This is a genomic window from Streptomyces sp. LZ34 (assembly GCF_053890475.1).
Map to the genome: position 1 here is coordinate 9149201 of NZ_CM132680.1, position 25721 is coordinate 9174921.

The following is a 25721-nucleotide window of genomic DNA, read 5'->3' on the forward strand; positions in this document are numbered from 1 at the left end:
TTCGCCATTCCACCTCCTGGCCCGCCTGTGTACCGCCCACACGTGTGAGGGCGCTCACACAAACAGGATGGCATAGCCGCCACGGAACGAGCGGGGGTGCGGCCGAGCGCTGGTGATCTGCGGAAATGGATCTCCGGGCGGGATCTCCGGTGGGATCTCCAGGACGGATCTTGAGGCGGGGGTCTTGAGAAGCGGGAAGCGGAGCTCATATGCCAAACGCGCGCCGCGCCGCATACGCCGCCCGCGCCCCGCGCGCCGCAGAGCGCTGCGCCATTCAGGGTAATTCGCGGTCATCTCTATGGCGTAACCGTGTTGACGGCGCGCCTACTAGTCGTACTGACCGGTGGGTTTTCCCATCTGCCGGGGGACGGCGACGCGTATGTGACGCAGCGTCAGTCGTCGTGATGAGCCCCCCCAGCACATGAAGCGCCCGCTCCGCCCGGCTCAAGGCTTCGCGCGGCGCGACACGACCCACCAAACACCCACAGCACGCAGCACGGAGGGCTCATCATGCCTAGTCCCACGATTACCCTGGTCACCGTATCGCCGAATCCGGTGGTCGTCGGCCAGTCGTTCACCGTCACCGCCACCGTGATCCCGCTCGGAGTCGGAACCCCCACGGGCAACGTGAACATCTCCATTCCTGGAGCGACGCCTGCCTCGGCCAACCCGGGGCTGGTGGGCGGCACGGCCTCGGCGACCTTCACCGCCCTGAGCGCCGGTGTTCTCACGGTCACCGCCACCTACTCCGGCGACGCCAACTTCACGGGCTCCACCGGCTTCAACGCCGTGGTCGTCCTCCAGGGCACGACGACCACCTCGGTGGTCTCCACGCCGGACCCGTCAGGGCTGGGGCAGAACGTGGCGATCACCGCGACGGTCACCGCGGTGGGCCCCGCGACGGGCACGCCGACCGGAACGGTCACCTTCGTCGTCACCGGCTCCGGAGGCGGAACGTTCACCCAGCCGTTGAACGGCGCCGGCCAGGCCACGATCAACCTCAACACCCTGGGCGTCGGCACGCACGCCATCACGGCCATCTACAGCGGCGACACGAACTTCCTGCCATCCACCGGCTCCGACACCCAGACGGTCAACCCCGGGCCGGCGGCCACGACGACCACAGTGGTCTCCTCGCCGAACCCGTCGGTGTTCGGACAGCCAGTGACGTTCACCGCCACGGTCACCACGAACCCGCCCGCGACGGGCACACCGACCGGTACGGTCGCCTTCACCATCAGCGGCCCCGGCGGTACCGTCACGTCCGGCGCCGTGGCGTTGTCGGGCGGTGTGGCGACCTTCACCACCAACCTCCTCAACGCCGATCCCACCGCCTACACCGTGACCGCCGTCTACACCCCCAACACCACGAACTTCCTCACCTCGACGGGGACCAACACCCACGTGGTGAACAAGGCGAACACGAAGACCACGGTCACTTCCAGCCCCAACCCCTCCACGTCGGCACAGTCGATCACCTACATCGCCTTCGTGGAAGCCGTATCACCGGGGGCGGGAGTCCCCACGGGTTCGGTCACCATCACCGTCACGGACGCTACGAGCGCCATCGTTGTGGGCCCCACCATTGTGCCCCTGGACGGCAACGGCTTCGCCGTCCTCGCAGGCGGCGCCCTGCCGGCCTCCGGCAGTCCCTACACGGTCAGCGCCAGCTACCCCTCGGCCGCCCAAACCAACTTCAACGGGTCCAGCGACACCAACCAGCACACCGTCACTCCGTGACCCGCTCACCCGGCTCCGCCGGAAGCGTGGTCACCACGGAAAGCAACTGAGTGGCAAAGCACTGAGCCCCGCCACCGCCCCGAGGGGCAGTGGCGGGGCTCACCCGAGTCCGGGAGAGGCCGGTGGGATCACACGTCGTAGTAGAGCTCGAACTCGTGCGGGTGCGGACGCAGCTGCAGCGGAGCGATCTCGTTGGTGCGCTTGTAGTCGATCCAGGTCTCGATCAGGTCCGAGGTGAAGACGTTGCCCTGGAGCAGGAACTCGTGGTCGGCCTCGAGGGAGTCGAGGACGGCCGGGAGGGAGGTCGGGACCTGGGGGACGCCCGCGTGCTCCTCGGGGGCGAGCTCGTACAGGTCCTTGTCGATCGGCTCGGCCGGCTCGATCTTGTTCTTGATGCCGTCCAGGCCCGCGAGGAGGAGGGCGGAGAAGGCCAGGTACGGGTTGCCGGAGGAGTCCGGGGCGCGGAACTCGACGCGCTTGGCCTTCGGGTTGGAACCGGTGATCGGGATACGCATCGCGGCGGAGCGGTTGCGCTGCGAGTACACCAGGTTGACCGGGGCCTCGAAGCCCGGGACCAGGCGGTGGTAGGAGTTCACCGTCGGGTTGGTGAAGGCCAGCAGCGACGGGGCGTGCTTGAGGATGCCGCCGATGTAGTAGCGGGCGGTGTCCGACAGGCCCGCGTAGCCCTGCTCGTCGTAGAAGAGGGGGTCGCCGCCCAGCCACAGGGACTGGTGGACGTGCATGCCCGAGCCGTTGTCACCGAAGATCGGCTTCGGCATGAAGGTCGCGGTCTTGCCGTTCTTCCACGCGACGTTCTTGACGATGTACTTGAACAGCTGCAGATCGTCGGCCGCGGCGAGCAGCGTGTTGAACTTGTAGTTGATCTCGGCCTGGCCGGCGGTGCCCACCTCGTGGTGCTGGCGCTCGACCTGGAGACCGGACTTGTTCAGCTCGAGGCTGATCTCGGCGCGCAGGTCGGCGAAGTGGTCGACCGGCGGGGTCGGGAAGTAGCCGCCCTTGTAGCGGACCTTGTAGCCGCGGTTGTCCTCCAGCGCACCGGTGTTCCAGGCGCCCGCCTCGGAGTCGATGTGGTAGAAGGCCTCGTTCGACTTGGTGTCGAAGCGGACGCTGTCGAAGACGTAGAACTCGGCCTCGGGGCCGAAGTACGCGGTGTCGGCGATGCCGGTGGAGGCGAGGTAGGCCTCGGCCTTCTTGGCGATGTTCCGCGGGTCACGGCTGTACTGCTCGCCCGTGATCGGGTCGTGGATGAAGAAGTTGATGTTGAGCGTCTTGTCCCGGCGGAACGGGTCGACACGCGCCGTCGACAGATCCGCACGCAGCGCCATGTCCGACTCGTGGATCGCCTGGAATCCGCGGATCGACGAGCCGTCGAAGGCGAGCTCCTCGTGCGGGTCGAACGCCTCCGCCGGTACGGTGAAGTGCTGCATGACGCCGGGAAGGTCACAGAACCGGACGTCGACGAACTTGACGTCCTCGTCCGAGATGAACTTCCGAGCGTCGTCGGCGTTCTGGAACATCCAACTCCTCCTAGCCCGGCCGCGGGGGACGGGGATTTGTTCGGTCGCGCGGCTCATGTGCGGCTGGCGCGCTGGGGCCGACGATAGGCAGACGGGATTTCCCGGGCATGACCCATTTGTTTCACCCAGGTTAACCGGCATACGTCTGGTGCGCGGGGGGCATGTGAGGCCGGGGCCCGGTCCGTGAGGGGGCGGTCCCGGGGAGAAGCGCGCGGGAAGCGGGCCCCGCTCCGTGGGGAACGTATGCGGTCGCAGTAACGTGGTCGGGTGGACAACAGGCAAGCAATCGGATCATGGCTCTCCGGACCGCGCGCGGCCGCCGAGGACATGGGCGTCGAGCTGGGCTACCGGGGCGAGGCACTGGGGCTGCCCGAGAGCGGGCCGGGCTCCATCGCGCCCATCGGACGCCGCCTCGGGGCGCTGCTCGTCGACTGGGGACTGTGCCTGCTCGTCTCCTACGCGCTGCTGTCCGGCGGCAAGGCGCAGGCCACGGGCAACTGGGCGCTGGCCGTCTTCTTCGTGCTGAGCGTGCTCACCGTCGGCACGGTCGGCTGCACCCCCGGCAAGCTGCTGCTGAAGCTGCGCGTGATCTCCGCGAGCGGCGGGCGGCTGAGCCTGCCGCGGGTGGTGCTGCGCAGCGTGCTGCTGCTGATCGTGATCCCCGCGGTGGTCTGGGACCGGGACACGCGCGGCCTGCACGACCGGCTCTCCAACTCGGTGCAGATCCGGGTCTGAGCCGGATCAAGGTCTGAGCCGGGCTTGATGCGGCTGTTTCGATACGGCTGTTTCGATACGACTGGGCGGCCCGGAATCTCGATTCCGGGCCGCCCAGTCGTATGCGGTCCTATGCCGGTCCTACACCGGTCCTGTGCGGCGGGTCGAACGGCTCAGCGGCCCTTCGGCATCCGCATCCCCTTGGGCATCGGGCCCTTCGGGATCGGCATGTTGCTCATCAGGTCGCCCAGCGCCCGCAGCCGGTCGTTGACCACGGTCACCTGCGGGCCGGGCAGTACCCGCGGCAGCTTCAGCAGCTTGGTGCGCAGCTTCTTGATCGGCACCTGGTCCTCGCCGGTGCCCACGATCACATCGTGTACCGGGACGTCCGCGACGATGCGCGCCATCCGCTTCTTCTCCGCGGCCAGCATGGACTTCAGCCGGTTCGGGTTGCCCTCGCCGACCAGCACGATGCCCGCCTTGCCGACGGCCCGGTGGACGACGTCCTGGTTGCGGTTCATCGCCACCGCGGGCGTCACCGACCAGCCACGGCCGACGTTCTCCAGCACCGCGGCCGCCGCGCCCGGCTGTCCCTCCATCTGTCCGAAGGCCGCTCGCTCGGCACGGCGGCCGAAAACGATCGCCATCGCGAGGAAGGCCAGGACAAAGCCCAGGATGCCCAGGAAGATCGGGTGGTCGATCCAGAAGCCGATCGCGAGGAAGACACCGAAGGTGACGATTCCCACCGCGGCGACGACAAGACCGACCTTCGAGTCGACCTTCTTGGTCATCTTGTAGGTCAGGGCGATCTGCTTCAGCCGCCCGGGGTTCTCGGATGTTTCCTTCCTCGCCATACAGCGAAGTTTACGTGGCCTGGGAAGCCCCGGTGGACACGGCCTCCAGGACGTGCTCGGCCTCGTGGCGGTCCTTGGCGCGGCGCCGGTCCTCCAGGACCGCGGTCCAGGCGTTACGGCGGGCGGTGCGCTGCCCGCCGCCCAGCAGCAGACCCTCCAGAGCGAGCAGAGCGTCGGTGACGGACGGCGGACGTACAGGCGCGGCCGACATGGGTCCCCCTCGGGAGCGGCGGATGATCAGAGCCCACACACAGAACGTTGTGTGGCTTAATCGTTACCCAAAGGTGTTACCAGTGCGTGACCGGCCGGTCAAACACCGATGAAGCCTTGAAATGCTCCCGATCTCGCCTTGACCTGCGGCATCGCGCGAAGCGCGGCGCGCGGGGTGTGCCCGTACTCACATAGCGTGTTGGTCACATGCCGTGGTCATCGCGGTGGTCATACCGCCTGAACGGCCACCGCGACACCGCGCTTTTCGATCGCCTGCTGGTAGAGCCGGCCCGCGCGGTACGAGGAGCGGACCAAGGGGCCGGACATGACACCGGCGTAGCCGATCTCTTCCGCCTCCTCCTTCAGCTCCACGAACTCCTGGGGCTTGACCCAGCGGTCCACCGGGTGGTGCCGGACGGTCGGGCGCAGATACTGCGTGATTGTGATCAGCTCGCAACCCGCGTCGTACAGGTCCTGTAGCGCCTGGCTGATTTCCGCCCGCTCCTCGCCCATGCCCAGGATCAGATTGGACTTGGTGACCAGACCCGCCTCGCGCGCCTTGGTGATCACTTCGAGCGAGCGCTCATAGCGGAAGCCGGGGCGGATGCGCTTGAAGATCCGCGGAACGGTCTCCACGTTGTGCGCGAGCACCTCGGGGCGCGCGGAGAAGACCTCGGCGAGCTGCTCGGGCACCGCGTTGAAGTCCGGGATCAGCAACTCGACGCCGGTGTCCGGCATCAGCGAGTGGATCTGGCGGACCGTCTCGGCGTACAGCCAGGCGCCGCCGTCCTCGAGGTCGTCGCGGGCGACACCGGTGACCGTCGCGTACTTCAGCTCCATGGACTGGACGGACTCCGCGACCCGGCGCGGCTCGTCGCGGTCCAGGGCCTGCGGTTTGCCGGTGTCGATCTGACAGAAGTCACAGCGCCGGGTGCACTGGTCGCCGCCGATCAGGAAGGTCGCCTCGCGGTCCTCCCAGCATTCGTAGATGTTCGGACAGCCCGCCTCCTGGCACACGGTGTGCAGGCCCTCGCGCTTCACCAGGCCCTGTAGCTCGGTGTACTCGGGACCCATCTTCGCGCGGGTCTTGATCCACTCGGGCTTGCGCTCGATGGGCGTCTGGCTGTTCCGGACCTCAAGGCGCAGCATTTTGCGTCCGTCGGGTGCGACTGCGGACACGTCCGGCACTCCTTAGTGCTTGGCGAGTTTTTACTTGATCGGGCCGGCGAGGCATCGAATCTTCGGCGAACCCCAGCGTACGCCCGTTATTCGCACGCCTTTACGTCCAGGGCAACCGAGAACCCCCAGGGCCCATTCCCCGGCGGGGTGCGGCGGTCAGACGGCGCGCGGCAGCGGCACGGTGGACTCCATGACGACCCGCAGATGCTTCTCGATCACCGGGAGCACCTCCGCCACGGGGATGCCGCGGCCCAGCTCCTCCGAGAGTGAGGTCACCCCCGCGTCGCGGATGCCGCACGGCACGATCCGGTCGAACCAGGTGGTGTCGGGGTCGCAGTTCAGCGAGAAGCCGTGCATTGTCACGCCCTTGGCGACCCGCACCCCGATCTGGGCGAGCTTGCGGTCCTCGCCGCGCTGGCCGGCGTTGGACGGGGCGTACTCCGGGCCGCTCAGCCGCGGGTCGAACTCCTCGTCGGCGACGCGCGGGTCGAAGTCCAGGTTCAGCCCGCCCAGCGCGCGGCGCTCCTCCACCGGGTCCCCCAGCACCCAGACCCCGCTGCGGCCCTCGACCCGGGTGGCCTCCAGGCCGAACTCCGCACAGGTCAGCAGCAGGGCCTCCTCCAGACGTCGTACGTGCGCGATGACGTCCACCGGACGCGGCAGCTTGAGGATCGGATAGCCGACGAGCTGCCCCGGGCCATGCCAGGTGATCTTGCCGCCGCGGTCCACGTCCACGACCGGGGTGCCGTCCAGGGGGCGCTCGTTGTCGGCCGTGCGCCGGCCCGCGGTGTAGACCGGCGGGTGCTCCAGCAGCAGGCAGGTGTCCGGCACCTCGTCCGCGAACCGCGCGGCGTGCACCCGCCGTTGCTCCTGCCACGCCTCCTGGTACTCGACGGCGTCCGCCCCGAACCCCAGATGGACAAAGCGCAGCTCACTCACGGCGGCAATCCCTTCGGACCTCGTACAGCGCTCCGGCGCCCCGCTCGGGGCGCCTCAGCCACTGTACGTCCGGCGAACCCGCCCTCCGCATCCGGATCGTGCTCAGCCGACCCTCACACGATCGGATGAATGCGGGGCGACCGAGACGATCAGTGCCTCACCGGCGGCTACTTTCGGGCCGTTTCCACGAAGCGATCAGGGAGACCGGCAGGCTGATGACGGAACGACCTCCGCAGCGCATTCCCAACCGTCAGCTCGCCGCGCTCATCGCGGAGGCTGGCTTCTCCAACGCCGGGCTCGCCCGGCGGGTCGACCAGCTAGGCCTCGAGCATGGCCTGGACCTTCGGTACGACAAGACATCGGTGACCCGCTGGCTGCGTGGACAGCAGCCGCGCGGCACCACCCCGGCGCTGATCGCCGAGGTCTTCACCCGGCGCCTGGGGCGCCGGCTCAGCGCCCAGGACCTGGGCCTCGACGCATGTGCGCCGGTCTACGCCGGGCTGGAGTTCGCCGCCAGCCCGCAGGAGGCGGTGGACATCGTCAGCGGGCTGTGGCGCAAGGACTCCGGCAGCCAGGCCGAGCTGCGGAAGATCGCCTTCACCCCGGCAGGTCTGGTGGTCCCCAGCCGCGACTGGCTGATCGGGCGGCCCGACGACAAGGTCGCGCGCGGCGAGCCGCCCGCGGCGGCCGCCGCCGCGGGGCCGCCGGGGCCCAGGCCGGCCGTCCGGGCCCCCGGCCAGGGCGCCCGGCCGCCGCTGCCCCGGCAGCGGCAGGCGGACCGGTCCCAGCGCGGCCCGGGCTACCGGGTCACCGCCGGGGACATCGCCGCGCTGCGGTCGGTCGGCGAGCTGTTCCGGTCGCTGGACCAGACGTACGGCGGCGGACACGCGCGGCAGGCCCTGGTGCGCTACCTCGAGCACGAGGGCGAGCCGATGCTGCGCGGCACCTACGGGGAGGCGACCGGGCGGCGGCTGTTCGCGGCGATCGCCGATCTGACCCGGCTGGCGGGCTGGACGTCGTACGACATCGCCGCCCACGGCCTGGCCCAGCGCTACTTCGTCCAGGCGCTGCGGCTCGCGCAGGCCGCGGGGGACCGGCCGTACGGCAGCTATGTGCTGGTCACGATGAGCCGCCAGGCCGTCTATCTGGGCCATGGGCGGGAGGCCGTCCAGCTGGCCCGGGTGGCCCAGCAGGGCATGGGCGCCGGCGCCCCGCCCGTCCTCCAGTCGCTGCTGCACGCCGTGGAGGCCCGGGGCCACGCCGTGCTGGGCGAGGTGCGGGCCTGCACCGCCTCGCTGGCGCGCGCCGAACGGGCGCTGGAGACGGCCCGGCCGGGGGACGAGGTGCCCTTCTGGGCGCGGTTCTTCGACGAGGCGCAGCTGGCCGACGAGTTCGGACACTGCCACCGCGATCTACAGCAGTACCGCGCCGCCGCCCAGCACGCCGAGCGCTCGCTCCAGCTGCGCGGGAAGGGGTACGCGCGCAGCAGGCTGTTCTGCCGGGTGGTGCTGGCGACGGCGCGGCTGGGCCTCGGCGAGCTGGAGCAGGCGTGCGCGCTGGGCGCGGAGGCGGCGCAGCAGGCGGCCGAGATGCGGTCGGCGCGGGCCACGGACTACGTACGGGACTTCGAGCGCCGGCTGGAGCCGTACCGGGACGCGGCGGCGGTGCGGGGGTACCGGGACCGGGTGGCGGCGCTGGGGTAGGGCGGGGCGCCGCCCTCGGCGACGGGTGCGGCGGCGGGCCGTCTCGTGTGCGCGGCGGCTTGCCCCGCGGGCTACGGGGGCTACGGGGGCTTGTTCCGGGCTACGGGGCTTGTCCCGCGGGCTGCGGCGGCTTGTTCCGGGTCACGGGGACATGCTCCGGGTTACGCGGGCTTGTCCCAGGTCGGGTGGACGCCGAAGGTCCGCTCGAGGCCCGAGCGGCCCGCGTCGGTCAGCAGGACCACCCGGCGGCGGCCGTCCCGGCGGATCCAGTCGCGCTCGAACAGCTGGTCCGTGAGCGCGGCGCCGAGGGCTCCGGCCAGATGGTGGCGCTGTTCGGTCCAGTCCACGCAGTAGCGGATCAGCGGGCGCCGCCCGGAGCCGATCCGCGTCCACGCCGAACGCCGCCAATTCCTCGCGTCCGTGCGCCGTCAGCCGGTACGTCGTGTCCTTCCCCGGGGTGGACAGCCGGTCGTGCGTCGCCGTCCCGGGGCCGTAACGGACCCGGGCCGCTGGAGGGCTGTGCCGGACGGTAGGGCCGGACGGCAGGTCCGGGGCGGGTGGTGGGTGGCGCGTGGCGGGTCTGCGGGCGGTGGGTCGTGACGCCCAAGGGCGGAGCCTGGGCGCGGGGCGGCGGGCGAAGCCCCCGCCGCCCCGCAGGTCCTCCGGGCGCGGCGGGTCAGGCCGCCGCCGCGTCCGGGGTCGAGGGCTCGGCGCCGGGGAGGGCGCCGAGGTCGTGGAGGATCGCTCGGGCGGCCCGGCGGCCGGACACGAGGGCGCCCTGCACGGTGCTGGAGTCGCGGTGGTCGCCGCACACATACAGGCCGGACAGCAGCCGGACCGGGCGACGCAGGTCGTGGGGGGCGGGCATGGCGGGGACCGCGTCGGGGTCGTGGTGGGCGGCGAGCAGCTCCCAGCGGGCGGTGGAGGTGCCGTAGACCGCGGCCAGCTGGGCTCGTGCGGCCCGGTCGAGCTCGGCGGTCGGCAGGGCCGCGGCGGCGCCGAGGACCGTGGAGGTGATCAGGACCCGTCCGGGCGGGGTGCGCGCGGGGTCGACCTCGCTGGCCACGGCGGTGTGGGCGACCGGGCCGTGGTCCCCGGCGGTGAGCACCAGCGCGGGCTCGCGCAGCGGCGACCGGTCCGCGGTGTGGTGCAACACGGTGACCGGGTGGAAGGCCGGGAGCCGCAGCCCGGGGAGGAGGTCGGCGGCGGCGCGCGCGCCGGTGGCCACCAGCACCGAGCGGCAGGCGATCTCGCCGTGCCCGGCGGTGGCCACGGCGGTGGTGGAGGCCGTCACGGCGCGTACGCCGGTGCGTACCGTCCCCGGCGGCAGGGCCGCGGCCAGCAGCTCCGGGACGGCCGAGGCGCCGCCCGCGGGGAGGCACAGCCGGCCCCGTGCGTAGCCGCGCAGCACCAGGTCGGCGCAGCGGCTGGAGGTGGTCAGCTCGGGGTCGCTGAGCAGCGAGACGAGCAGCGGGCGCAGAAAGCTCTCGAGGGTACGGGCCGGCAGCCCGCGCCCCGCGAGGGTCTCGGCGACGGGCCGGTCGGGGCGGGCGAGGAGGCGGTCGGCGGGCAGGGCGGCGAGCCTGCCGAGGGCGGCGCCGAGCCGGGCCTGGTCGAGCGCGCCGCCGAGGGGCGCACGGGCGGCGTTTGCGAGGGCGCGTGCTGTGGTCAGTGCGCCCCTCGTGCCCCGGCCGCCCGTGCCGGCCCGGCCGCTCGTGCCCCGGCTGCCCGTGCCCCAGCCGCCGGTACCGGCGGCACCGACCCGGTGGGTGCGGCCGTCGGAGCGCACCAGCACGCCCTGGGAGAAGGGGCGCAGCACGAGCTCGCCGAGCCCCGGGGTGTGTCGCAGCTCGGGGAAGGAGGTGTTGATCAGTTGTCCGGTGCGGTCCAGCCGGAAACCGTCGACCAGATCGGTGGTCATGCGGCCGCCCACGCGGGGCGCGGCTTCCAGCACGCTGACCGCGACCCCCGCACTGGTCAGCTGATGGGCCGCGGCCAGCCCCGCCAGTCCGGCTCCCACGATGACGACGTCCGTGCGGTGCGCGCTGGTGAGCACGTGCCCTCCCCGAGGTCGGTGCGTACGCTAATGGGCCCGGTGCCCCCGACCGGCAGCCCGGATACGTATATTCCGCAACTCGGGTTCCCTGGGCCCGTCATGACGGTACGGACAAAAACGGTCGATGCCAGACGCGCATCGACCGAGCATGGGTGCACAGCGGTCGCACATGAGATCTGACGGTCGGTCAGTGGCGACCGCCGCGCCCGGTCAACGGCGACCGCCGCGCGCGGCCAGCGCGGCCCGCAGCGCCTCATCGATCCCCGGGTGGGCGAAGGAGAACCCCGAGTCCAGCAGCCGCCGGGGCACGGCCCGCACACTGCCGAGGACATCGCCGGAGAACTCGCCGAGCGCGAGCCGCAGCGCGGGCGCGGGCACGGACAGCAGCGTCGGCCGGCCCAGCACCCGCCCCATGGCGGCGGTCACCTCCCGGTTGGTGACGGGCTCGGGCGCGGTGAGGTTGACCGGGCCCACGAGGTCCTCGGTGGTCAGGAGGTGGCGCAGGGCGGTGATGTGGTCGTCCAGGGCGATAAAACTCCAGTACTGGCGGCCGCTGCCCATCCGGCCGCCGAGGCCGAGCCGGAACAGCGGGAAGAGCCGCCCCCACGCCCCGCCCTCCCCGGCCACCACCAGTCCCGTGCGGGCGAACACGGTCCGCACGCCCGCCTCCTGGGCCGGCGCGGCCGCCTCCTCCCACTCCTGGCACAGTCCCGCGAGGAAGCCCTCGCCAGGGGGCGCACTCTCGTCCACCATGCGCTCCCCGGTGTCGCCGTAGAAGCCGACCGCGCTGCCGCTCACCAGCACCCGCGGCGGAGTGTCGAGCGAGGCGACGGCCTCGGCGACGGCCGCCGTGCCGAGCACCCGGCTGTCCCGCAGCTCCTTCTTGTACGCGTCGGTCCAGCGGTGGTCGCCGATGCCCGCGCCCGCGAGGTGCACCACCCCCTCACAGCCCGCGAGCCCCTCGGCGTCCACCCACTGCCGTTTCGGATCCCACCGGACCTCGTCCTCCGCCCGCGGCGCGCGCCGCACCAGCCGTACCACCTCGTGGCCGTCCGTGCGCAGGGAGCGGACGAGGGCCGTGCCGATGAGCCCCGACGAACCGGTGATCGCGATACGCATGGGGCCATCCTGCCGCGATCGTGCGCGGGATGTCGGGCATGACGGCCAACGCCACGGACATGACGGCCAACGCCACGGGCATGACGGCCAACGCCACGGGCGCGGCCCGAGCACCTGTGAGCTACGCGCGGAAGCGTTCCCACAGCCGGGGGAACCGCTCCGCCAGCGCCCGCTCGTCCTCCAAGTCGACGGCCGCGCCCAACGGTTCGGCCGACCGTGACGGCAGGCCCAGTGCGGGCATCACCGCGCCGGTCAGCTGCTCGTACGCCTCGTCCGCCGCGAAGCCCAGGTCCTCGCAGTCCCCGTCCACCTGCTCGTCGAATTTCTCGAGCAGCTCGGCGAGGTCGTCCGGCTCGTGCAGTGCGCCCTCGAACACCTCCCGGCCCTGGCCGATCAGCCAGTAGCGGAAGGCGTCGAAGGCGTCGTCGCCCACATCCCCCAGCAGAAGCTGAGCCGCGCCCCACAGGTCCCAGCGGTAGCCACGGTTGGAACGGGCCTCGAAGTGGCGGGCGAAGTCCAGGACGGCGTCCGGGTCCAGCTGGGACAGCCGCTCGACGAGCAGGTCGGACTGGTCCTCGGGGTCGCCCTCGGCGGCATCCCGAGCGCTGTCGACCAGCTCCCAGAACTCCGTCTCGTCCATCACGGGACCAGGATCAGCCCTCGCGCGCGCCCGCGCACGCCGGAGTGGCCCGCGAGGCGGCCCGAAAAAGGCGACAGAAGGTGTCTGGTTTCCCTGCCAGGGTCGGTGTGTCCAACCAAGCGGCACATCGAAGGGACGTATCCACGTGAGCACACAGGGCGCACTGGCGGGCAAGATCGCACTGGTCGCGGGGGCGACGCGGGGCGCCGGCCGGGCGATGGCCGTGGAGCTGGGAGCGGCCGGGGCCACCGTCTACGCGACGGGGCGCACCACGCGGGAGGCGGTCAGCGAGGTCGGGCGGCCGACGGAGACCATCGAGGAGACGGCGGAGCTGATCACGGCGGCCGGCGGCACGGGGATCGCGGTGCCGGTCGACCACCTGGAGCCCGAGCAGGTACGGGCACTGGTGAAGCGGATCGAGAAGGAGCAGGGGCGGCTGGACGTGCTCGTCAACGACGTGTGGGGCGGCGAGCACCTGGTCACCTTCGACAAGAAGACCTGGGAGCTGGAGCTCGAGAACGGGCTGCGGATGCTCCGGCTCGGTGTCGAGACCCACCTCATCACCAGCTACTACGCGCTGCCGCTGCTGATCCGGCGGCCGGGTGGCTTGGTGATCGAGGTCACCGACGGCACCGCCGAATTCAACAAGACCTACCGCGAGAACCTCTTCTTCGACGTCACCAAGAATGCCCCCATCCGGATGGCCTTCGGGCTCGCCGAGGAGCTGAAGGAGTTCGGCGGCACGGCGGTCTCCATCACCCCGGGCTTTCTGCGCTCCGAGCAGATGCTCGACCACTTCGGGGTGACCGAGGAGAACTGGCGCGACGCCGTCGCGCGGGAGCCGCACTTCGCCATCGCCGAGACGCCGCACTTCATCGGACGGGCGGTCGCGGCGCTCGCCGCGGACCCGGAGCGGGCGCGGTGGTCCGGCAAGTCGCTCTCCAGCGGGGAGCTGGCCAAGGACTACGGCTTCACCGACGTGGACGGATCCCGGCCGGACGCCTTCGGCTATTTCCGGGATGTCGTCTTCGGCGGGAAGGAGGGGACGGCCGCGGACTACCGGTAGAGCGCCGCGGCGCGGGCGGCCGCCACGGCGAAGCGCTCGCGCAGCTCCGGCGGCTCCAGGACCTCCGCCTCCGGGCCGAGCGCCAGCAGCTGCTCGTACGCCACCTCCAGCGACTCCACGGGCAGGGTGACGGTGATCCGCCCCTGTCCGCCGGGGTCCCCGGCCGTCCCGGCCGCCGCCACCGCCTCCTGGCCCGCCGTACGGTCCGTCACCTGCGGCAGCCGGCGCGCGCCCTCCCCGGTCAGCCGCAGCACGACCTTCTCGCGCAGGAGCGAGCGGGCGAACTGCGCGGCCCGCTCCGCCCAGAACGCGGGCAGGTCGAAGTCCGCCAGCCGCTCGAAGCGGTCGTGGCGGTCACGGCCTTGCGTGGTGGCCGTGGGCCCGACGGCGGCGAAGCGGTCCACCCGGTAGACGCGGAAGTCGCCCGCGGCCTCGATCCGGGCCGCGAGGTACCAGACGCCCGCCTTCAGCACCAGGCCGTACGGCTCCAGCTCCCGCTCCACCTCCGTGTCCCGGCGGCGGTAGCGGGCGGTGATCCGGCGGTCGTCCCACACCGCGTCCGCGACCGCGGGCAGCAGCTCGGGCGTCTCGGGCTCCTGCCACCAGCCGGGGGCGTCGAGATGGAAGCGCTGGGCCGCGGTGTGCGAGGCGTCGCGCAGCTCGGGGAGGAGCGCGGCGGAGACCTTCAGCCGGGCGGCGGAGGCGGCGTCCGCGAGCCCCATGCCCCGCAGCGCGGACGGCACCCCGGACAGGAACAGCGCCTCGGCCTCCGTGCGGCCGAGGCCGGTCAGCCGGGTGCGGTAGCCGCCGACCAGGCGGTAGCCGCCGGTGCGGCCGCGGTCCGCGTAGACCGGGACCCCGGCCTCGGAGAGCGCGGCCACATCGCGCGTGACCGTACGCTCCGAGACCTCCAGCTCCCGCGCCAGCTCGGCCCCCGTCATCGAGGGCCGGGACTGAAGCAGGAGCACGAGATGGATGAGGCGGGCGGCGCGCATGCGCCCATCATCGCGCGCGGCCGCCGTCGGCCGGAGCGTTCCTCCCCCACCCCGCCCCTTCCGAACCGAAGGGGCGGGGTGGGGGAGAGCCGGGGTGGGGGAGAGAACCCTCAGATGCCGTAGCGCTCCGCTGCTTCCTTCGCCGCCGTGGGCTTGACCTCGCCGCGGCGGGCGAGGCGGTTCAGGGCGGTGACCACGATCGCCGGGGCGTCGACGCCGAAGTGGCGGCGGGCGGCCTCGCGGGTGTCGGAGAGGCCGAAGCCGTCCGTGCCGAGCGAGTACCAGTCCTGCTCGACCCACTGGCTGATCTGGTCGGGGACGGTGCGCATCCAGTCGCTGACGGCGAGGACCGGGCCCGGTGCGCCTGCCAGGGCACGGGTGACGTACGGGACCCGGTCTTCACCGTTGAGCTGCGCCGCGTCACAGGACAGGGCGTCACGGCGCAGCTCGCTCCAGGAGGTGGCGGACCACACGTCGGCGGCCACGCCCCAGTCGTCGGCGAGGAGCTTCTGGGCGTCCAGGGCCCAGTGGATGGCGGTGCCGGAGGCGAGGAGCTGGATGCGCGGGGCGCCCTCGTCCGTCGGCTCGGCCGACTTGTAGCGGTAGAGGCCCTTGAGGATGCCCTCCTCGACGCCCTCGCCGGTCGGCATGGGCGGCTGGACCTTGGTCTCGTTGTAGACGGTCAGGTAGTAGAAGACGTCCTCGGCGTCCGGGCCGTACATCCTCCGCAGACCGTCCCGCACGATCGCGCCGACCTCGTACGCGAAGGCCGGGTCGTACGCGACCGCCGCCGGGTTGGTGGAGGCGATCAGGTGGGAGTGGCCGTCGGCGTGCTGAAGGCCTTCGCCGGTCATGGTGGTGCGGCCCGCCGTGGCGCCGATCAGGAAGCCGCGGCCGAGCTGGTCGGCCAGCGCCCACATCTGGTCGGCGGTGCGCTGCCAGCCGAACATCGAATAGAAGATGTAGAAGGGGATCATCGGCTCGCCGTGTGTCGCGTACGAGGTCGCGGCGGCGGTGAAGTCGGCCATCGAACCGGCTTCGGTGATGCCCTCGTTGAGGATCTGACCGTTCGCCGCTTCCTTGTAGTAGAGCAGCTGGTCGCGGTCGACCGGGTCGTAGGTCTGGCCGAGCGGCGAGTAGATCCCGGCGGTCGGGAAGAGCGACTCCATGCCGAAGGTGCGCGCCTCGTCGGGGACGATCGGCACCCAGCGGCGGCCGGTCTCCTTGTCCCGCATCAGGTCCTTGACCAGGCGGACGAACGCCATGGTGGTGGCGATCTCCTGAGTCCCGGAGCCCTTGGCGAGGGCCTCGAAGGGCTTGGCCGACGGCTCGGGCAGGGCGACCGGGTGGACCTTGCGGGCCGGGGCGGGGCCGCCGAGGGCGGCGCGGCGCTCCTGGAGGTAGCGCACCTCGGGGGAGTCGGCGCCGGGGTGGGCGTACGGGACCAGCGTGTCGTCCAGCGCGCTGTCCGGGATGGGCAGCTCCAGGAGGTCGCGCATGGCGCGGAACTCCTTGCCGGTCAACTTCTTCATCTGGTGGTTGGCGTTGCGCGACTCGAAGCCGGGGCCGAGCGTGTAGCCCTTGACCGTCTGGGCCAGGACGACGGTCGGGGCGCCCTTGTGCTCCATGGCCGCGCGGTACGCCGCGTACACCTTGCGCGGCTCGTGGCCGGCCCGGGAGGTGCGGAAGCACTCGGCGAGCTTGGCGTCGGTGAGGCCCTGGCCGAGCCGGGCGAGCTCGGGGCCGGCGCCGAAGAAGTGGTCGCGGATGTAGACGGCGTCGCGGGTCGCGTACGTCTGGAACTGGGCGTCGGGGACCTCGCGCAGCCGGCGCAGCAGGGCGCCCGAGGTGTCGAGGGCGAGCAGCTCGTCCCAGGCGGAGCCCCACAGGGCCTTGACGACATTCCAGCCGGCGGCGCGGAACTGCGCCTCCAGCTCCTGCACGATCTTGAAGTTGGCGCGTACCGGGCCGTCGAGCCGCTGGAGGTTGCAGTTGATGACGAAGGTGAGGTTGTCCAGGCCCTCGCGGCCGGCCAGGGCGAGCGCCGCGGTCGACTCGGGCTCGTCCATCTCGCCGTCGCCGAGGAAGGCCCAGACGTGGGAGGCGGACGTGTCCTTGATGCCGCGGTTCGCGAGGTAGCGGTTGAAGCGGGCCTGGTAGATCGCGGAGAGCGGGCCGAGCCCCATGGAGACGGTGGGGAACTCCCACAGCCAGGGCAGCCGCCGCGGGTGCGGGTAGGAGGGCAGGCCCGAGCCGCCCGTCTCGCGGCGGAAGTTGTCCAGGTGGGCCTCGGTCAGCCGGCCGTCGAGGAAGGCGCGGGCGTAGATGCCGGGGGAGGCGTGGCCCTGGATGTAGAGCTGGTCGCCGCTGCCGTCGCCTTCCTTGCCGCGGAAGAAGTGCTGGAAGCCCGTCTCGTAGAGCCAGGCGGCGGAGGCGAAGGTGGCGATGTGGCCGCCGAGGCCGTCACGGCTGCCGCGGGTGACCATCGCGGCGGCGTTCCACCGGTTCCAGGCGGTGATGCGCCGCTCCATGTCCTCGTCGCCGGGGACGGCGGGCTCGGCGGCGGTGGGGATGGTGTTGACGTAGTCCGTCTCGAGCAGCGGCGGCAGCCCCAGCCCGGCGCCCTCCGCGTGCTCCAGCGTGCGGCGCATCAGGTACGAGGCGCGGTGTGGACCCGCGGCCCGGGTGACGGCCTCGAGGGACGCGCCCCACTCGGAGGTCTCCTCGGGGTCGCGGTCCGGGAGCTGGTCGAGCTCACTGGGCTGCTTGGGGGCGGGCTGCTGGATGGGGAGCTTCTGTGCGGCTGCCGCCATCCCTCCGTTGACGAGGTCGGTCATGTCATGACTGTAAATTCTGATCGATGATCGATCAAAGTGCTTGAGCCTAAAAACTTCTCCGAAAGGCGAAATTGGCATTCCGTGCCGCGAAAGTAGGCACGCGGTGCAGGCCTCAGTCGACCCGTACAGCCTGGCTAGGCGCGTGGCGCGCAGCCCAGGACATGCTCCTTGACGAGTTCCGCCACCCTTGGGTCCCGTCGCCGGAACGCGTCCACGACGGCCTGGTGCTCCTCGGCGTACGACTGCTGGCGGGTGCCCAGCCAGCGGATGGACAGGGTGGTCCAGATCTCGATGCCGAGCGACTCCCAGGTGTGCAGCAGCACACTGTTGCCGGAGGCCCGGACCAGCTCGCGGTGGAAGGCCACGGTGTGCCGCACCTGGGCCTCCCCGTCGGATCTTCGGTCCGCCTCGTACAGCGCCGCCACCTCGGGCTCCAGCGCCGAGGTGTCCTCGGCCAGCCGGGGCGCGGCCAGCTCCGCGGCGATCTGTTCGAGACCGGCCCGCACCGGATAGATCTCCTCCAGGTCGGCGGCGGTCAGATTGCGGACGCGTACGCCCTTGTTGGGCGCGGACTCGATCAGCCGCAGCGTCTCCAGCTCGCGCAGGGCCTCGCGGACGGGCGTCTGGCTGACCTCCAGCTCGGTGGCGATCCGGCGCTCCACGATCCGCTCGCCCGGCTTCCAGCGCCCGCTGACGATGCCCTCCACGATGTGCTCGCGGATCTGCTCGCGCAGCGAGTGGACGACGGGATGGACCATGGCACTCCTCCGGACGGTACTGACATGACAATACGGCGGGCACGCGAACGGCGGCGCCCCCGCCCGGATCTCTCCGGGCGGGGGCGCCGCCGTCAGCTGTGCCGACTGGGGGTTCAGAGGCCGAGCTCGACCTCGAACTCGCCGGCCTCCAGGATCTCCTTGACCGCCGTCAGGTAGCGGGCGGCGTCCGCGCCGTCCACCAGGCGGTGGTCGTAGGAGAGCGCGACGTACGTCATGTCGCGCACCGCGATCGTCTCGCCGAGCTCCGGGTGGTTGATGACCACCGGGCGGCGGACGGTCGCGCCGATGCCCAGGATGGCGACCTGGTTCGGGGGCACGATGATCGTGTCGAACAGGGCGCCGCGCGAGCCGGTGTTGCTGATGGTGAAGGTCGCGCCGGACACCTCATCCGGAGTGATCTTGCTGGACCGCACCTTGCCCGCCAGCTCCGCCGTCTTCTTGGCGAGACCGGCGAGGCTGAGGTCACCCGCGTTCTTGATGACCGGGGTCATCAAGCCCTTCTCCGCGTCGACGGCGATGCCGACGTTCTCGACGTCGAAGTAGGTGATGGTGCCCTCGTCGTCGTTGATCCGGGCGTTGATGGCCGGGTGGCTCTTCAGCGCCTGGACGGCGGCCTTGACGAAGAACGGCATCGGCGAGAGCTTGACGCCCTCACGCTGCGCGAACGCCTCCTTCGCCTGGGCCCGCAGCCGCATGAGCTTGGTGATGTCCACCTCGACCACGCTGGTGAGCTGCGCCTGCGTGTGCAGGGCCTTCATCATGTTGTCGCCGATGACCTTGCGCATCCGCGGCATCTTGACGGTCTGGCCGCGCAGCGGCGACGGGGCCGCGGCAGCGGCCTTCGGCGCCGCGGCCGGGACGGCCTGGGCCTGCGCCCGGGCGGCGGCCTTGGCGGCCTCCGCGGCGGCGATGACGTCCTGCTTGCGGACGCGCCCACCGACGCCGGTGCCCCTGACGGTGGCCAGGTCCACGCCGTTCTCCGCGGCGAGCTTGCGCACCAGCGGGGTCACATAGGCGCCCTCGCCCTCACCAGCGGCCGGAGCCGGGGTGACCGGAGCCGGAGCGACCGGAGCGGGAGCGGCCGGGGCCGGGGCGGGCGCCGGAGCGGCGGCCTGCGGGGCCGGGGCGGCCGGAGCCGGGGCGGGCGCCGGGACGACCGGAGCCGGAGCCGGGGCCGGAGCGGCGGGAGCCGGAGCCGGGGCCGCGGGGGCGGGCGCGGCGGCCGGAGCGGCGCCTGCGACACCGATCACGGCCAGCTTGGCGCCGACCTCGGCGGTCTCGTCCTCGGCGACCAGGATCTCGAGCAGGGTGCCCGAGGCCGGGGCCGGGATCTCGGTGTCGACCTTGTCGGTGGAGACCTCGAGCAGCGGCTCGTCGGCCTCGACCGAGTCGCCGACCTCCTTGAGCCAGCGGGTGACCGTGCCCTCGGTCACCGACTCGCCCAGGGCGGGCAGCACGACGTCGGTGCCCTCGGCGGCGCCCGCGGGGGCGGCGGCCGGAGCAGCGGGGGCCGGGGCCTCGGCGACGGGGGCCGGGGCGGGCTCGGGCTGCGCCGCGGGGGCGGGCTCGGCCACGGGGGCGGGGGCGGCGGCCGGGGCCGCGCCGCCGTCGTCGATGACGGCCAGCTCGGCGCCGACCTCCACCGTCTCGTCCTCGGCCACCTTGATGGAGGTGAGCACACCGGCCGCGGGGGCCGGGATCTCGGTGTCGACCTTGTCGGTGGAGACCTCGAGCAGAGGCTCGTCGGCCTCGACCCGCTCACCCTCGGCCTTCAGCCAACGGGTGACGGTGCCCTCGGTCACGCTCTCGCCGAGCGCCGGCAGGGTTACGGAAACCGCCATGGTTTCGGTTGCTCCTAACGATCTGTACGGATTTTTCGCGCTCGGGATGACTAGTCGTGGGCGTGCAGGGGCTTGCCGGCCAGTGCCAGGTGGGCCTCGCCGAGCGCCTCGTTCTGGGTCGGGTGGGCGTGGAGAAGCTGCGCGACCTCGGACGGCAGCGCCTCCCAGTTGTAGATCAACTGAGCCTCGCCGACCTGCTCTCCCATGCGGTCACCGACCATGTGGACGCCGATGACGGCACCGTCCCGCACCTGGACGAGCTTGATCTCGCCCGAGGTCTTCAGGATCTTGCTCTTGCCGTTGCCCGCGAGGTTGAACTTGAGGGCGACGACCTTGTCCGCGCCGTACAGCTCCTTGGCCTTGGCCTCCGTGATGCCGACCGAGGCGACCTCGGGGTGGCAGTAGGTGACCCGCGGCACGCCGTCGTAGTCGATCGGCACGGTCTTCAGACCGGCCAGCCGCTCCGCCACCAGGATGCCCTCGGCGAACCCGACGTGCGCGAGCTGGAGCGTGGGCACCAGGTCGCCGACGGCCGAGATGGTGGGGACATTGGTCTGCATGTACTCGTCGACGAGGACATAGCCGCGGTCCATCGCGACCCCGGCCTCCTCGTAGCCCAGGCCCTGCGAGACCGGGCCGCGGCCGACGGCGACGAGCAGCAGCTCGGCCTCGAAGGTCTTGCCGTTCTCCAGCGAGACCTTCACACCGTCGGCGGTGTACTCGACGCCCGAGAAGCGGGAGCCGAGGGAGAAGGTGATGCCGCGCTTGCGGAAGGCGCGCTCCAGCAGCTTGGAGCTGTTCTCGTCCTCGACCGGGACGAGGTGGGGAAGCGCCTCGACGATGGTGATGTCGGCCCCGAAGGACTTCCACGCGGAGGCGAACTCGACGCCGATGACGCCGCCGCCCAGCACGATCGCGGACTTCGGCACCCGGTCCAGGACCAGCGCGTGGTCCGAGGAGATGACGCGGTTGCCGTCGATCTCCAGGCCCGGGAGCGACTTCGGCACGGAGCCCGTGGCGAGCAGGATGTGGCGGCCGGTGTAGCGCTGGCCGTCGACATCGACCGAGGTCGGCGAGGACAGCCGGCCCTCACCGGTCACATAGGTGACCTTCCGGGAGGCGACCAGACCCTGCAGGCCCTTGTAGAGGCCCGAGATCACGCCGTCCTTGTACTTGTGCACGCCCTCGATGTCGATGCCCTCGAAGGTGGTCTTCACACCGAACTCGGAACCCTCACGGGCCTGGTCCGCGATCTCACCGGCGTGCAGCAGAGCCTTGGTGGGGATGCAGCCGCGGTGCAGGCAGGTGCCGCCCAGCTTGTCCTTCTCGATCAGGGCGACGTCCAGACCCAGCTGCGCCGCGCGCAGGGCAGCGGCGTAACCGCCGCTACCGCCTCCGAGGATCACTAGGTCGAAAACGGTGCTGGCGTCGTTCGCCACGTCACGTCCTCCATGCATGGTGCGCCGGGGCCGGCCGTCGGTGGCCGGGCGGCGGCTGTTGTTCGGCCGCGTCTTGCTTTCGGCCCTGGTGTCGGGGGCCCTGTCCTGCCGAGACAACATCTTCGCACTTGTTGACGGGAGGCGGGACGCGGGGCCGCTGTGTGACATATCTCCAAACCCCTGTTCAGGGGTTACTCGCGCGTATTGCGTGCGTAGGGAGGTCGGATTTCGTTTACGGCGAAATCCACGCGGCCCGCGCGGAGCGGCCGGGCCCGCTTACGAGCAGGTCGTTGGGGCCCGGCCGGTGGCGGCTCAGCCGAGGTCGCCGTCCGCGGTGCGCTCGGCCAGCCGCACCAGGGTGCGGACCGCGGAGCCCGTACCGCCCTTGGGGGTGTAGCCGAACGGGCCGGACTCGTTGAACGCGGGACCCGCGATGTCCAGGTGGGCCCAGACGGTGCCCTCCTCGATGAACTCCTTCAGGAAGATCCCGGCCACCAGACCGCCGCCCATCCGCTCGCCCATGTTGGCCAGGTCGGCCACCGGCGAGTCGATGCTCTTGCGCAGGTCCGAGGGGAGCGGCATCGGCCAGGACTTCTCGCCGACCTCCTCCGCGATCTCGTGCAGCGAGGTACGGAACGCCTCGTCGTTCGCCATGATCCCGAACGTGCGGTGGCCCAGCGCGAACACCATCGCGCCGGTCAGCGTCGCCACGTCCACGATCGCGTCCGGCTTCTCCTCGCAGGCGCGGGTCAGCGCGTCGGCCAGCACCAGCCGGCCCTCGGCGTCGGTGTTCAGCACCTCGACGGTCTTGCCGCTGTACATCGTCAGCACGTCGCCGGGACGGGTGGCCGAGCCCGACGGCATGTTCTCGGCGAGCGCCAGCCAGCCGGTCACATTGACCCGCAGGCCCAGCTTCGCGACGGCGACCACCGTGGCGAACACGGCGGCGGCGCCGCTCATGTCGCACTTCATGGTCTCGTTGTGGCCGGCCGGCTTGAGCGAGATGCCGCCCGAGTCGTAGGTGATGCCCTTGCCGACCAGGGCCAGGGTCTTCTCCGCCTCCGGGTGCGAGTAGGCGACCCGGACCAGGCGCGGCGGGGCCTCCGACCCCTGGCCGACGCCCATGATGCCGCCGTACCCGCCCTTCTTCAGCGCCTTCTCGTCCAGCACCTCGGTCTTGAGACCGTGTTCCTTGGCCGCCTCCAGCACGGCGGCGGCGAAGATGGCGGGGTTGAGCAGGTTCGAGGGGGTGTTGATCAGGTCGCGGGCGCGGTTGATCTCGGCGGTGAGGGCGATGGCGCGCTCGGCCGCAGCCTTGAACTCCTTGTCGCGCGGCTTGGCGCCGAGCAGGGCGACCTCGGCGAGCGGGGCGCCGTTCTTCTTGTCGCCGCTCTTGGCGTTGGAGCCGGGGTTGCCGCCGTTCTGGGCGGCCTTCTGGTTCGCCTTGTACGAGTACGCGCCGAGCAGCGCGCCCTCGGCGACGGCGGCGGCGTCCTCCGCGTCCGCCACCGGCAGCGCGAACGCGCCCTTCTTCGAACCGGACAGCGCGCGGGCGGCCGCACCGGCCGCGCGGCGCAGCGCCTCGGCGTCGTAACCGTCGCCCTTGGCCGGGGCGTCGCCGAGTCCGACCGCCAGCACGACCGGGGCCTTGAGGCCGGACGCGGCGGGCAGTTTGGTCACCTCGCCATCCGCGCCGGTCGCCCCGAGGGTCTCCAGGACGGAGGCCAGCTTCCCGCCGAAGGCCTTGTCCACGGCCTCGGCGCCGGGGGCGACGACGGGGCCCTTGGCCCCCTTCGCCACGCCGACGACGACGGCGTCCGCGCGCAGCGTCGCGGCGGAGGAGGTGCTGAGAGTCAGAGAAGTCACGGTGATGGGGTCCCTCTTCCGGATAGTTCCTCGGCCGACGTGGGGTGTCCCTGTCGAGACAGGGACGGGTCAGCCGCGCCCATCGGCATCGTAGGCGCGGGTCACCAGGTGCCCGAGCGGCGGGCTGTCGCGGGCCATCGCGAGGGTAACTCCCCCGACGGCACCGGCGCGCGGGCTCGCGAGCACGGGTGAGCACCGGGCACCCTCTCGCGCACCGGCCCCGGGCCCCTGGGCGCGGCGCGGCCGTGCGGTGGTCGCGGTGCGCGCGGGGGGAGCGCTGGGCGCGCGGACGGGGGCAGACGGCGGCGTCCAGTCCGTGGACGTGCGGGGACGCGCGGGGACATGCGCGGCCGTGCGGGGGCGGTGCGGGGCGGGCCGGGTCAGGCGAGGGCTGTGGCGATCAGGGCGGTCGTGGCGGCCGTTTCGGCGAGTGCGCCGAAGACGTCGCCGGTGACGCCGCCGAAGCGACGGCGGCAGTGGCGCTGGAGGAGCTCGGCGGCGCCCAGCGCGGCGAGGACGGCGAGCGCGTGGTGCACCGCCCCGTACGCGCCGAAGGCCGCGCCGCCCGCCGCGCACACGACGACGGACACCGCCGCCGCTCCCAGCGCGGGCCCGGCCGGCACCGCCCCCGCGACCGCGGCGCCCAGCCCCTCCGGCCGCGCCGCCGGCACCCCTTCGCGTGCCGCGAGCGTCAACGCGCACCGCGCCGCCGTCCCCGCGGCGGCCGCCGCCACCGCGCCGTGCGGCCAGCCGGCCCCGTACAGCTCGGCCAGCGCGGCCACCTGCGCGAGCAGGACGAACAGCAGGGTGACGACCCCGAACGGCCCGATGTCCGACCGCTTCATGATGCGCAGCGCGTCGTCCGCCGGCTTGCCGCTGCCGAGGCCGTCGGCGGTGTCGGCCAGCCCGTCCAGATGCAGCCCGCGGGTCAGTACGGCGGACACCGCGACCGTGCCCACCGCCGCCAGCAGCGCGCCGCCGCCCAGGAGCAGCAGCGCCGCGCCCGCCGAAGCCGCGCAGAGCCCGACCGTGAGCCCGACCAGCGGGGCGCACAACATCCCGGCGCGCGCCGCCTCGCGGTCCCAGCGCGTCACACGTACGGGGAGGGCCGTGAGCGTGCCGAAGGCGAAGCGCGCCCCGTCCTCCCAGGAGGCGCGCGGAGGGTGGGGCGGGGGCGGGGGGTCCGATGGGGGTTCGGCTTGGGTCGGCTCGTCCGGCTCGTCCGGCTGGTTCGACTCGGTCGGCTCGTCCGCCTCGGTCGGTTGGTTGGACTCCGGAGGCGCGGCGGGCCGTGGCGGGGCTGCCGGCCTGGGGGGCCGCGGAGGCCGCGGGGGCCCGGGCGGGCGTGCGGGGGACTCATCCGGCGTGGTGTCCATCGCGTCGCAGGCTATCGCGCACGCTGAGAAGCCATGGGGCATTGGTGGTATCGGAACATCGTCGAGCCCGGCAAGCTGCCGCTGCTCCTCGCCCTGGCCTCGTTCATCCTCTCGTTCGCGATCACCCGCACCATCACCCGGCTCATCAGGGCCGGCAAGGGGCCGTTCCGCAACATCAGCCCCGGCGGGCTGCACATTCACCACGTCGTCCCCGGCGTCGTGCTCACCGTCATCGGCGGCTTCGGCGCGATCGCCGGTGCGCGGACCCGCCTCTGGGAGTACGTGGCGGCGGTGGTGTTCGGGGTGGGCGCGGGGCTGGTGCTCGACGAGTTCGCGCTGATCCTGCATCTCCACGACGTGTACTGGACCGAGCAGGGCCGGCAGAGCGTCGAGGTGGTCGTGATCACCGCGGCACTGGTCGGCCTGGTGCTGAGCGGCTTTCTGCCGTTCGGGGTGAACGAGGTGTCCGCCGCCGAGCGCCACGACCGCGGCGCGGTGATCGTGAACGTCTGCGTCAACTTCCTGTTCGCCCTGTTCGCGCTGGCCAAGGGCAAGCCGCGGATCGCGGTGCTCGGCGTGCTGATGCCGGTCCTGGCGCTCGTCGGCGCGGTCCGGCTGGCGCGGCCGGCGTCGCCCTGGGCGCGGCGCTTCTATCGCCGCAGGCCGCGGGCGCGCCGGCGGGCGCGGAGCCGGGCGGAGCGGCATGACGCGCGCTGGCGTGGGGTGCGGCGGCGGTTGCAGGACTGGATCGGCGGGTTCTCCGAGTCGGGGTCCTGACGGTCGCGGCGGCGGTGTCCGTCCTCGTACGCACGACCGGGTATCGCACGGCC

At 72.1% G+C, this 25721-nt stretch carries 21 protein-coding genes; 5 read left to right on the forward strand and 16 right to left on the reverse strand.

Going from position 1 to position 25721, the window contains the following annotated elements; genetic code table 11:
* Positions 1–510 precede the first annotated feature (510 nt).
* A complete protein-coding gene (locus ACWY4P_RS38925; RefSeq protein ID WP_456205290.1) occupies positions 511–1740 on the forward strand; it encodes an Ig-like domain repeat protein in 1230 nt (409 codons plus the stop codon).
* 128 nt (positions 1741–1868) lie between these two features.
* Here the strand turns inward: ACWY4P_RS38925 and glnA are convergent, their stop codons facing one another.
* On the reverse strand, positions 1869–3278 hold the full coding sequence (gene glnA, locus ACWY4P_RS38930; protein WP_456205292.1) for a type I glutamate--ammonia ligase: 1410 nt from the start codon (positions 3276–3278) through the stop codon (positions 1869–1871).
* 267 nt (positions 3279–3545) lie between these two features.
* On the opposite strand from glnA, the gene ACWY4P_RS38935 reads away from it, so the two are divergent.
* On the forward strand, positions 3546–4013 hold the full coding sequence (locus ACWY4P_RS38935; protein WP_456205293.1) for an RDD family protein: 468 nt from the start codon (positions 3546–3548) through the stop codon (positions 4011–4013).
* 152 nt (positions 4014–4165) lie between these two features.
* On the opposite strand, the gene ACWY4P_RS38940 is transcribed toward ACWY4P_RS38935, so the two are convergent.
* From ACWY4P_RS38940 to lipB, 4 genes are all read right to left on the reverse strand, one after another.
* Positions 4166–4846, reverse strand: coding sequence for a DUF4191 domain-containing protein (locus ACWY4P_RS38940; protein ID WP_456205294.1), 681 nt, complete (start codon positions 4844–4846; stop codon positions 4166–4168).
* Positions 4847–4856: 10 nt separating this feature from the next.
* Positions 4857–5057 (reverse strand): SCO2195 family GlnR-regulated protein, encoded by a 201-nt coding sequence (locus ACWY4P_RS38945; protein ID WP_014180346.1) that lies wholly within the window; start codon positions 5055–5057, stop codon positions 4857–4859.
* A 227-nt stretch (positions 5058–5284) separates the two neighbouring features.
* The gene (gene lipA / locus ACWY4P_RS38950) at positions 5285–6235 is read right to left on the reverse strand and encodes a lipoyl synthase (RefSeq protein ID WP_456205296.1); all 951 of its coding nucleotides are present in this window, start codon (positions 6233–6235) and stop codon (positions 5285–5287) included.
* Between the two features lie 156 nt (positions 6236–6391).
* Complete coding sequence (gene lipB / locus ACWY4P_RS38955) at positions 6392–7174, reverse strand: lipoyl(octanoyl) transferase LipB (RefSeq protein WP_456205298.1); 783 nt, start codon at positions 7172–7174, stop codon at positions 6392–6394.
* A gap of 215 nt (positions 7175–7389) precedes the next feature.
* Between lipB and ACWY4P_RS38960 the strand changes: the two genes are divergently transcribed.
* Positions 7390–8877, forward strand: a complete 1488-nt coding sequence (locus ACWY4P_RS38960) for a regulator (RefSeq protein ID WP_456205300.1) — start codon at positions 7390–7392, stop codon at positions 8875–8877.
* A gap of 161 nt (positions 8878–9038) precedes the next feature.
* Here the strand turns inward: ACWY4P_RS38960 and ACWY4P_RS38965 are convergent, their stop codons facing one another.
* The 4 genes from ACWY4P_RS38965 to ACWY4P_RS38980 form a co-directional block, all read right to left on the reverse strand.
* A complete protein-coding gene (locus tag ACWY4P_RS38965; RefSeq protein ID WP_456205302.1) occupies positions 9039–9224 on the reverse strand; it encodes a hypothetical protein in 186 nt (61 codons plus the stop codon).
* A gap of 329 nt (positions 9225–9553) precedes the next feature.
* Complete coding sequence (locus ACWY4P_RS38970; protein ID WP_456205304.1) at positions 9554–10933, reverse strand: NAD(P)/FAD-dependent oxidoreductase; 1380 nt, start codon at positions 10931–10933, stop codon at positions 9554–9556.
* Between the two features lie 210 nt (positions 10934–11143).
* Positions 11144–12052, reverse strand: coding sequence for a TIGR01777 family oxidoreductase (locus tag ACWY4P_RS38975; RefSeq protein WP_456205306.1), 909 nt, complete (start codon positions 12050–12052; stop codon positions 11144–11146).
* A 121-nt stretch (positions 12053–12173) separates the two neighbouring features.
* The gene (locus tag ACWY4P_RS38980) at positions 12174–12692 is read right to left on the reverse strand and encodes a DUF4240 domain-containing protein (protein ID WP_456213203.1); all 519 of its coding nucleotides are present in this window, start codon (positions 12690–12692) and stop codon (positions 12174–12176) included.
* 145 nt (positions 12693–12837) lie between these two features.
* Between ACWY4P_RS38980 and ACWY4P_RS38985 the strand changes: the two genes are divergently transcribed.
* Positions 12838–13758, forward strand: coding sequence for an SDR family oxidoreductase (locus ACWY4P_RS38985; protein ID WP_456205307.1), 921 nt, complete (start codon positions 12838–12840; stop codon positions 13756–13758).
* Here the strand turns inward: ACWY4P_RS38985 and ACWY4P_RS38990 are convergent.
* The 7 genes from ACWY4P_RS38990 to ACWY4P_RS39020 all read right to left on the reverse strand — a co-directional run bounded on the left by ACWY4P_RS38990 (position 13749) and on the right by ACWY4P_RS39020 (position 24891).
* Positions 13749–14753 carry a helix-turn-helix transcriptional regulator gene (locus ACWY4P_RS38990; protein WP_456205309.1) on the reverse strand — a complete coding sequence of 335 codons (1005 nt, stop codon included), beginning with the start codon at positions 14751–14753 and terminating at the stop codon, positions 13749–13751. The genes ACWY4P_RS38985 and ACWY4P_RS38990 overlap by 10 nt on opposite strands.
* Before the next feature lie 110 nt (positions 14754–14863).
* Entirely contained in the window at positions 14864–17566 is a 2703-nt protein-coding gene (aceE, locus tag ACWY4P_RS38995; protein ID WP_456213204.1) for a pyruvate dehydrogenase (acetyl-transferring), homodimeric type, read from the reverse strand.
* A 158-nt stretch (positions 17567–17724) separates the two neighbouring features.
* Positions 17725–18348 carry a GntR family transcriptional regulator gene (locus ACWY4P_RS39000; RefSeq protein WP_319699170.1) on the reverse strand — a complete coding sequence of 208 codons (624 nt, stop codon included), beginning with the start codon at positions 18346–18348 and terminating at the stop codon, positions 17725–17727.
* Positions 18349–18461: 113 nt separating this feature from the next.
* On the reverse strand, positions 18462–20210 hold the full coding sequence (gene sucB, locus ACWY4P_RS39005; protein ID WP_456205311.1) for a 2-oxoglutarate dehydrogenase, E2 component, dihydrolipoamide succinyltransferase: 1749 nt from the start codon (positions 20208–20210) through the stop codon (positions 18462–18464).
* A 50-nt stretch (positions 20211–20260) separates the two neighbouring features.
* Positions 20261–21649 (reverse strand): dihydrolipoyl dehydrogenase, encoded by a 1389-nt coding sequence (lpdA, locus tag ACWY4P_RS39010; RefSeq protein ID WP_456205312.1) that lies wholly within the window; start codon positions 21647–21649, stop codon positions 20261–20263.
* Positions 21650–21961: 312 nt separating this feature from the next.
* Complete coding sequence (locus ACWY4P_RS39015) at positions 21962–23515, reverse strand: leucyl aminopeptidase (RefSeq protein ID WP_456205314.1); 1554 nt, start codon at positions 23513–23515, stop codon at positions 21962–21964.
* A gap of 380 nt (positions 23516–23895) precedes the next feature.
* Positions 23896–24891: an adenosylcobinamide-GDP ribazoletransferase gene (locus tag ACWY4P_RS39020; RefSeq protein ID WP_456205315.1), complete on the reverse strand. Its 996-nt coding sequence runs from the start codon at positions 24889–24891 to the stop codon at positions 23896–23898.
* Positions 24892–24924: 33 nt separating this feature from the next.
* On the opposite strand from ACWY4P_RS39020, the gene ACWY4P_RS39025 reads away from it, so the two are divergent.
* Positions 24925–25668, forward strand: a complete 744-nt coding sequence (locus ACWY4P_RS39025; protein WP_456205316.1) for a hypothetical protein — start codon at positions 24925–24927, stop codon at positions 25666–25668.
* Positions 25669–25721: the final 53 nt, after the last annotated feature.

Bases quoted from the DNA above. Each gene is read 5' to 3' on its own strand.
- ACWY4P_RS39020 (WP_456205315.1), bottom strand. From the start codon at position 24,891: ATGGACACCACGCCGGATGAGTCCCCCGCACGCCCGCCCGGGCCCCCG.
- ACWY4P_RS38945 (WP_014180346.1), bottom strand. From the start codon at position 5,057: ATGTCGGCCGCGCCTGTACGTCCGCCGTCCGTCACCGACGCTCTGCTC.
- glnA (WP_456205292.1), bottom strand. From the start codon at position 3,278: ATGTTCCAGAACGCCGACGACGCTCGGAAGTTCATCTCGGACGAGGAC.
- ACWY4P_RS38980 (WP_456213203.1), bottom strand. From the start codon at position 12,692: ATGGACGAGACGGAGTTCTGGGAGCTGGTCGACAGCGCTCGGGATGCC.
- ACWY4P_RS38960 (WP_456205300.1), top strand. From the start codon at position 7,390: ATGACGGAACGACCTCCGCAGCGCATTCCCAACCGTCAGCTCGCCGCG.
- ACWY4P_RS38940 (WP_456205294.1), bottom strand. From the start codon at position 4,846: ATGGCGAGGAAGGAAACATCCGAGAACCCCGGGCGGCTGAAGCAGATC.
- ACWY4P_RS38975 (WP_456205306.1), bottom strand. From the start codon at position 12,052: ATGCGTATCGCGATCACCGGTTCGTCGGGGCTCATCGGCACGGCCCTC.
- ACWY4P_RS38925 (WP_456205290.1), top strand. From the start codon at position 511: ATGCCTAGTCCCACGATTACCCTGGTCACCGTATCGCCGAATCCGGTG.
- ACWY4P_RS39025 (WP_456205316.1), top strand. From the start codon at position 24,925: ATGGGGCATTGGTGGTATCGGAACATCGTCGAGCCCGGCAAGCTGCCG.
- sucB (WP_456205311.1), bottom strand. From the start codon at position 20,210: ATGGCGGTTTCCGTAACCCTGCCGGCGCTCGGCGAGAGCGTGACCGAG.
- ACWY4P_RS38990 (WP_456205309.1), bottom strand. From the start codon at position 14,753: ATGCGCGCCGCCCGCCTCATCCATCTCGTGCTCCTGCTTCAGTCCCGG.
- aceE (WP_456213204.1), bottom strand. From the start codon at position 17,566: ATGGCGGCAGCCGCACAGAAGCTCCCCATCCAGCAGCCCGCCCCCAAG.
- ACWY4P_RS39000 (WP_319699170.1), bottom strand. From the start codon at position 18,348: ATGGTCCATCCCGTCGTCCACTCGCTGCGCGAGCAGATCCGCGAGCAC.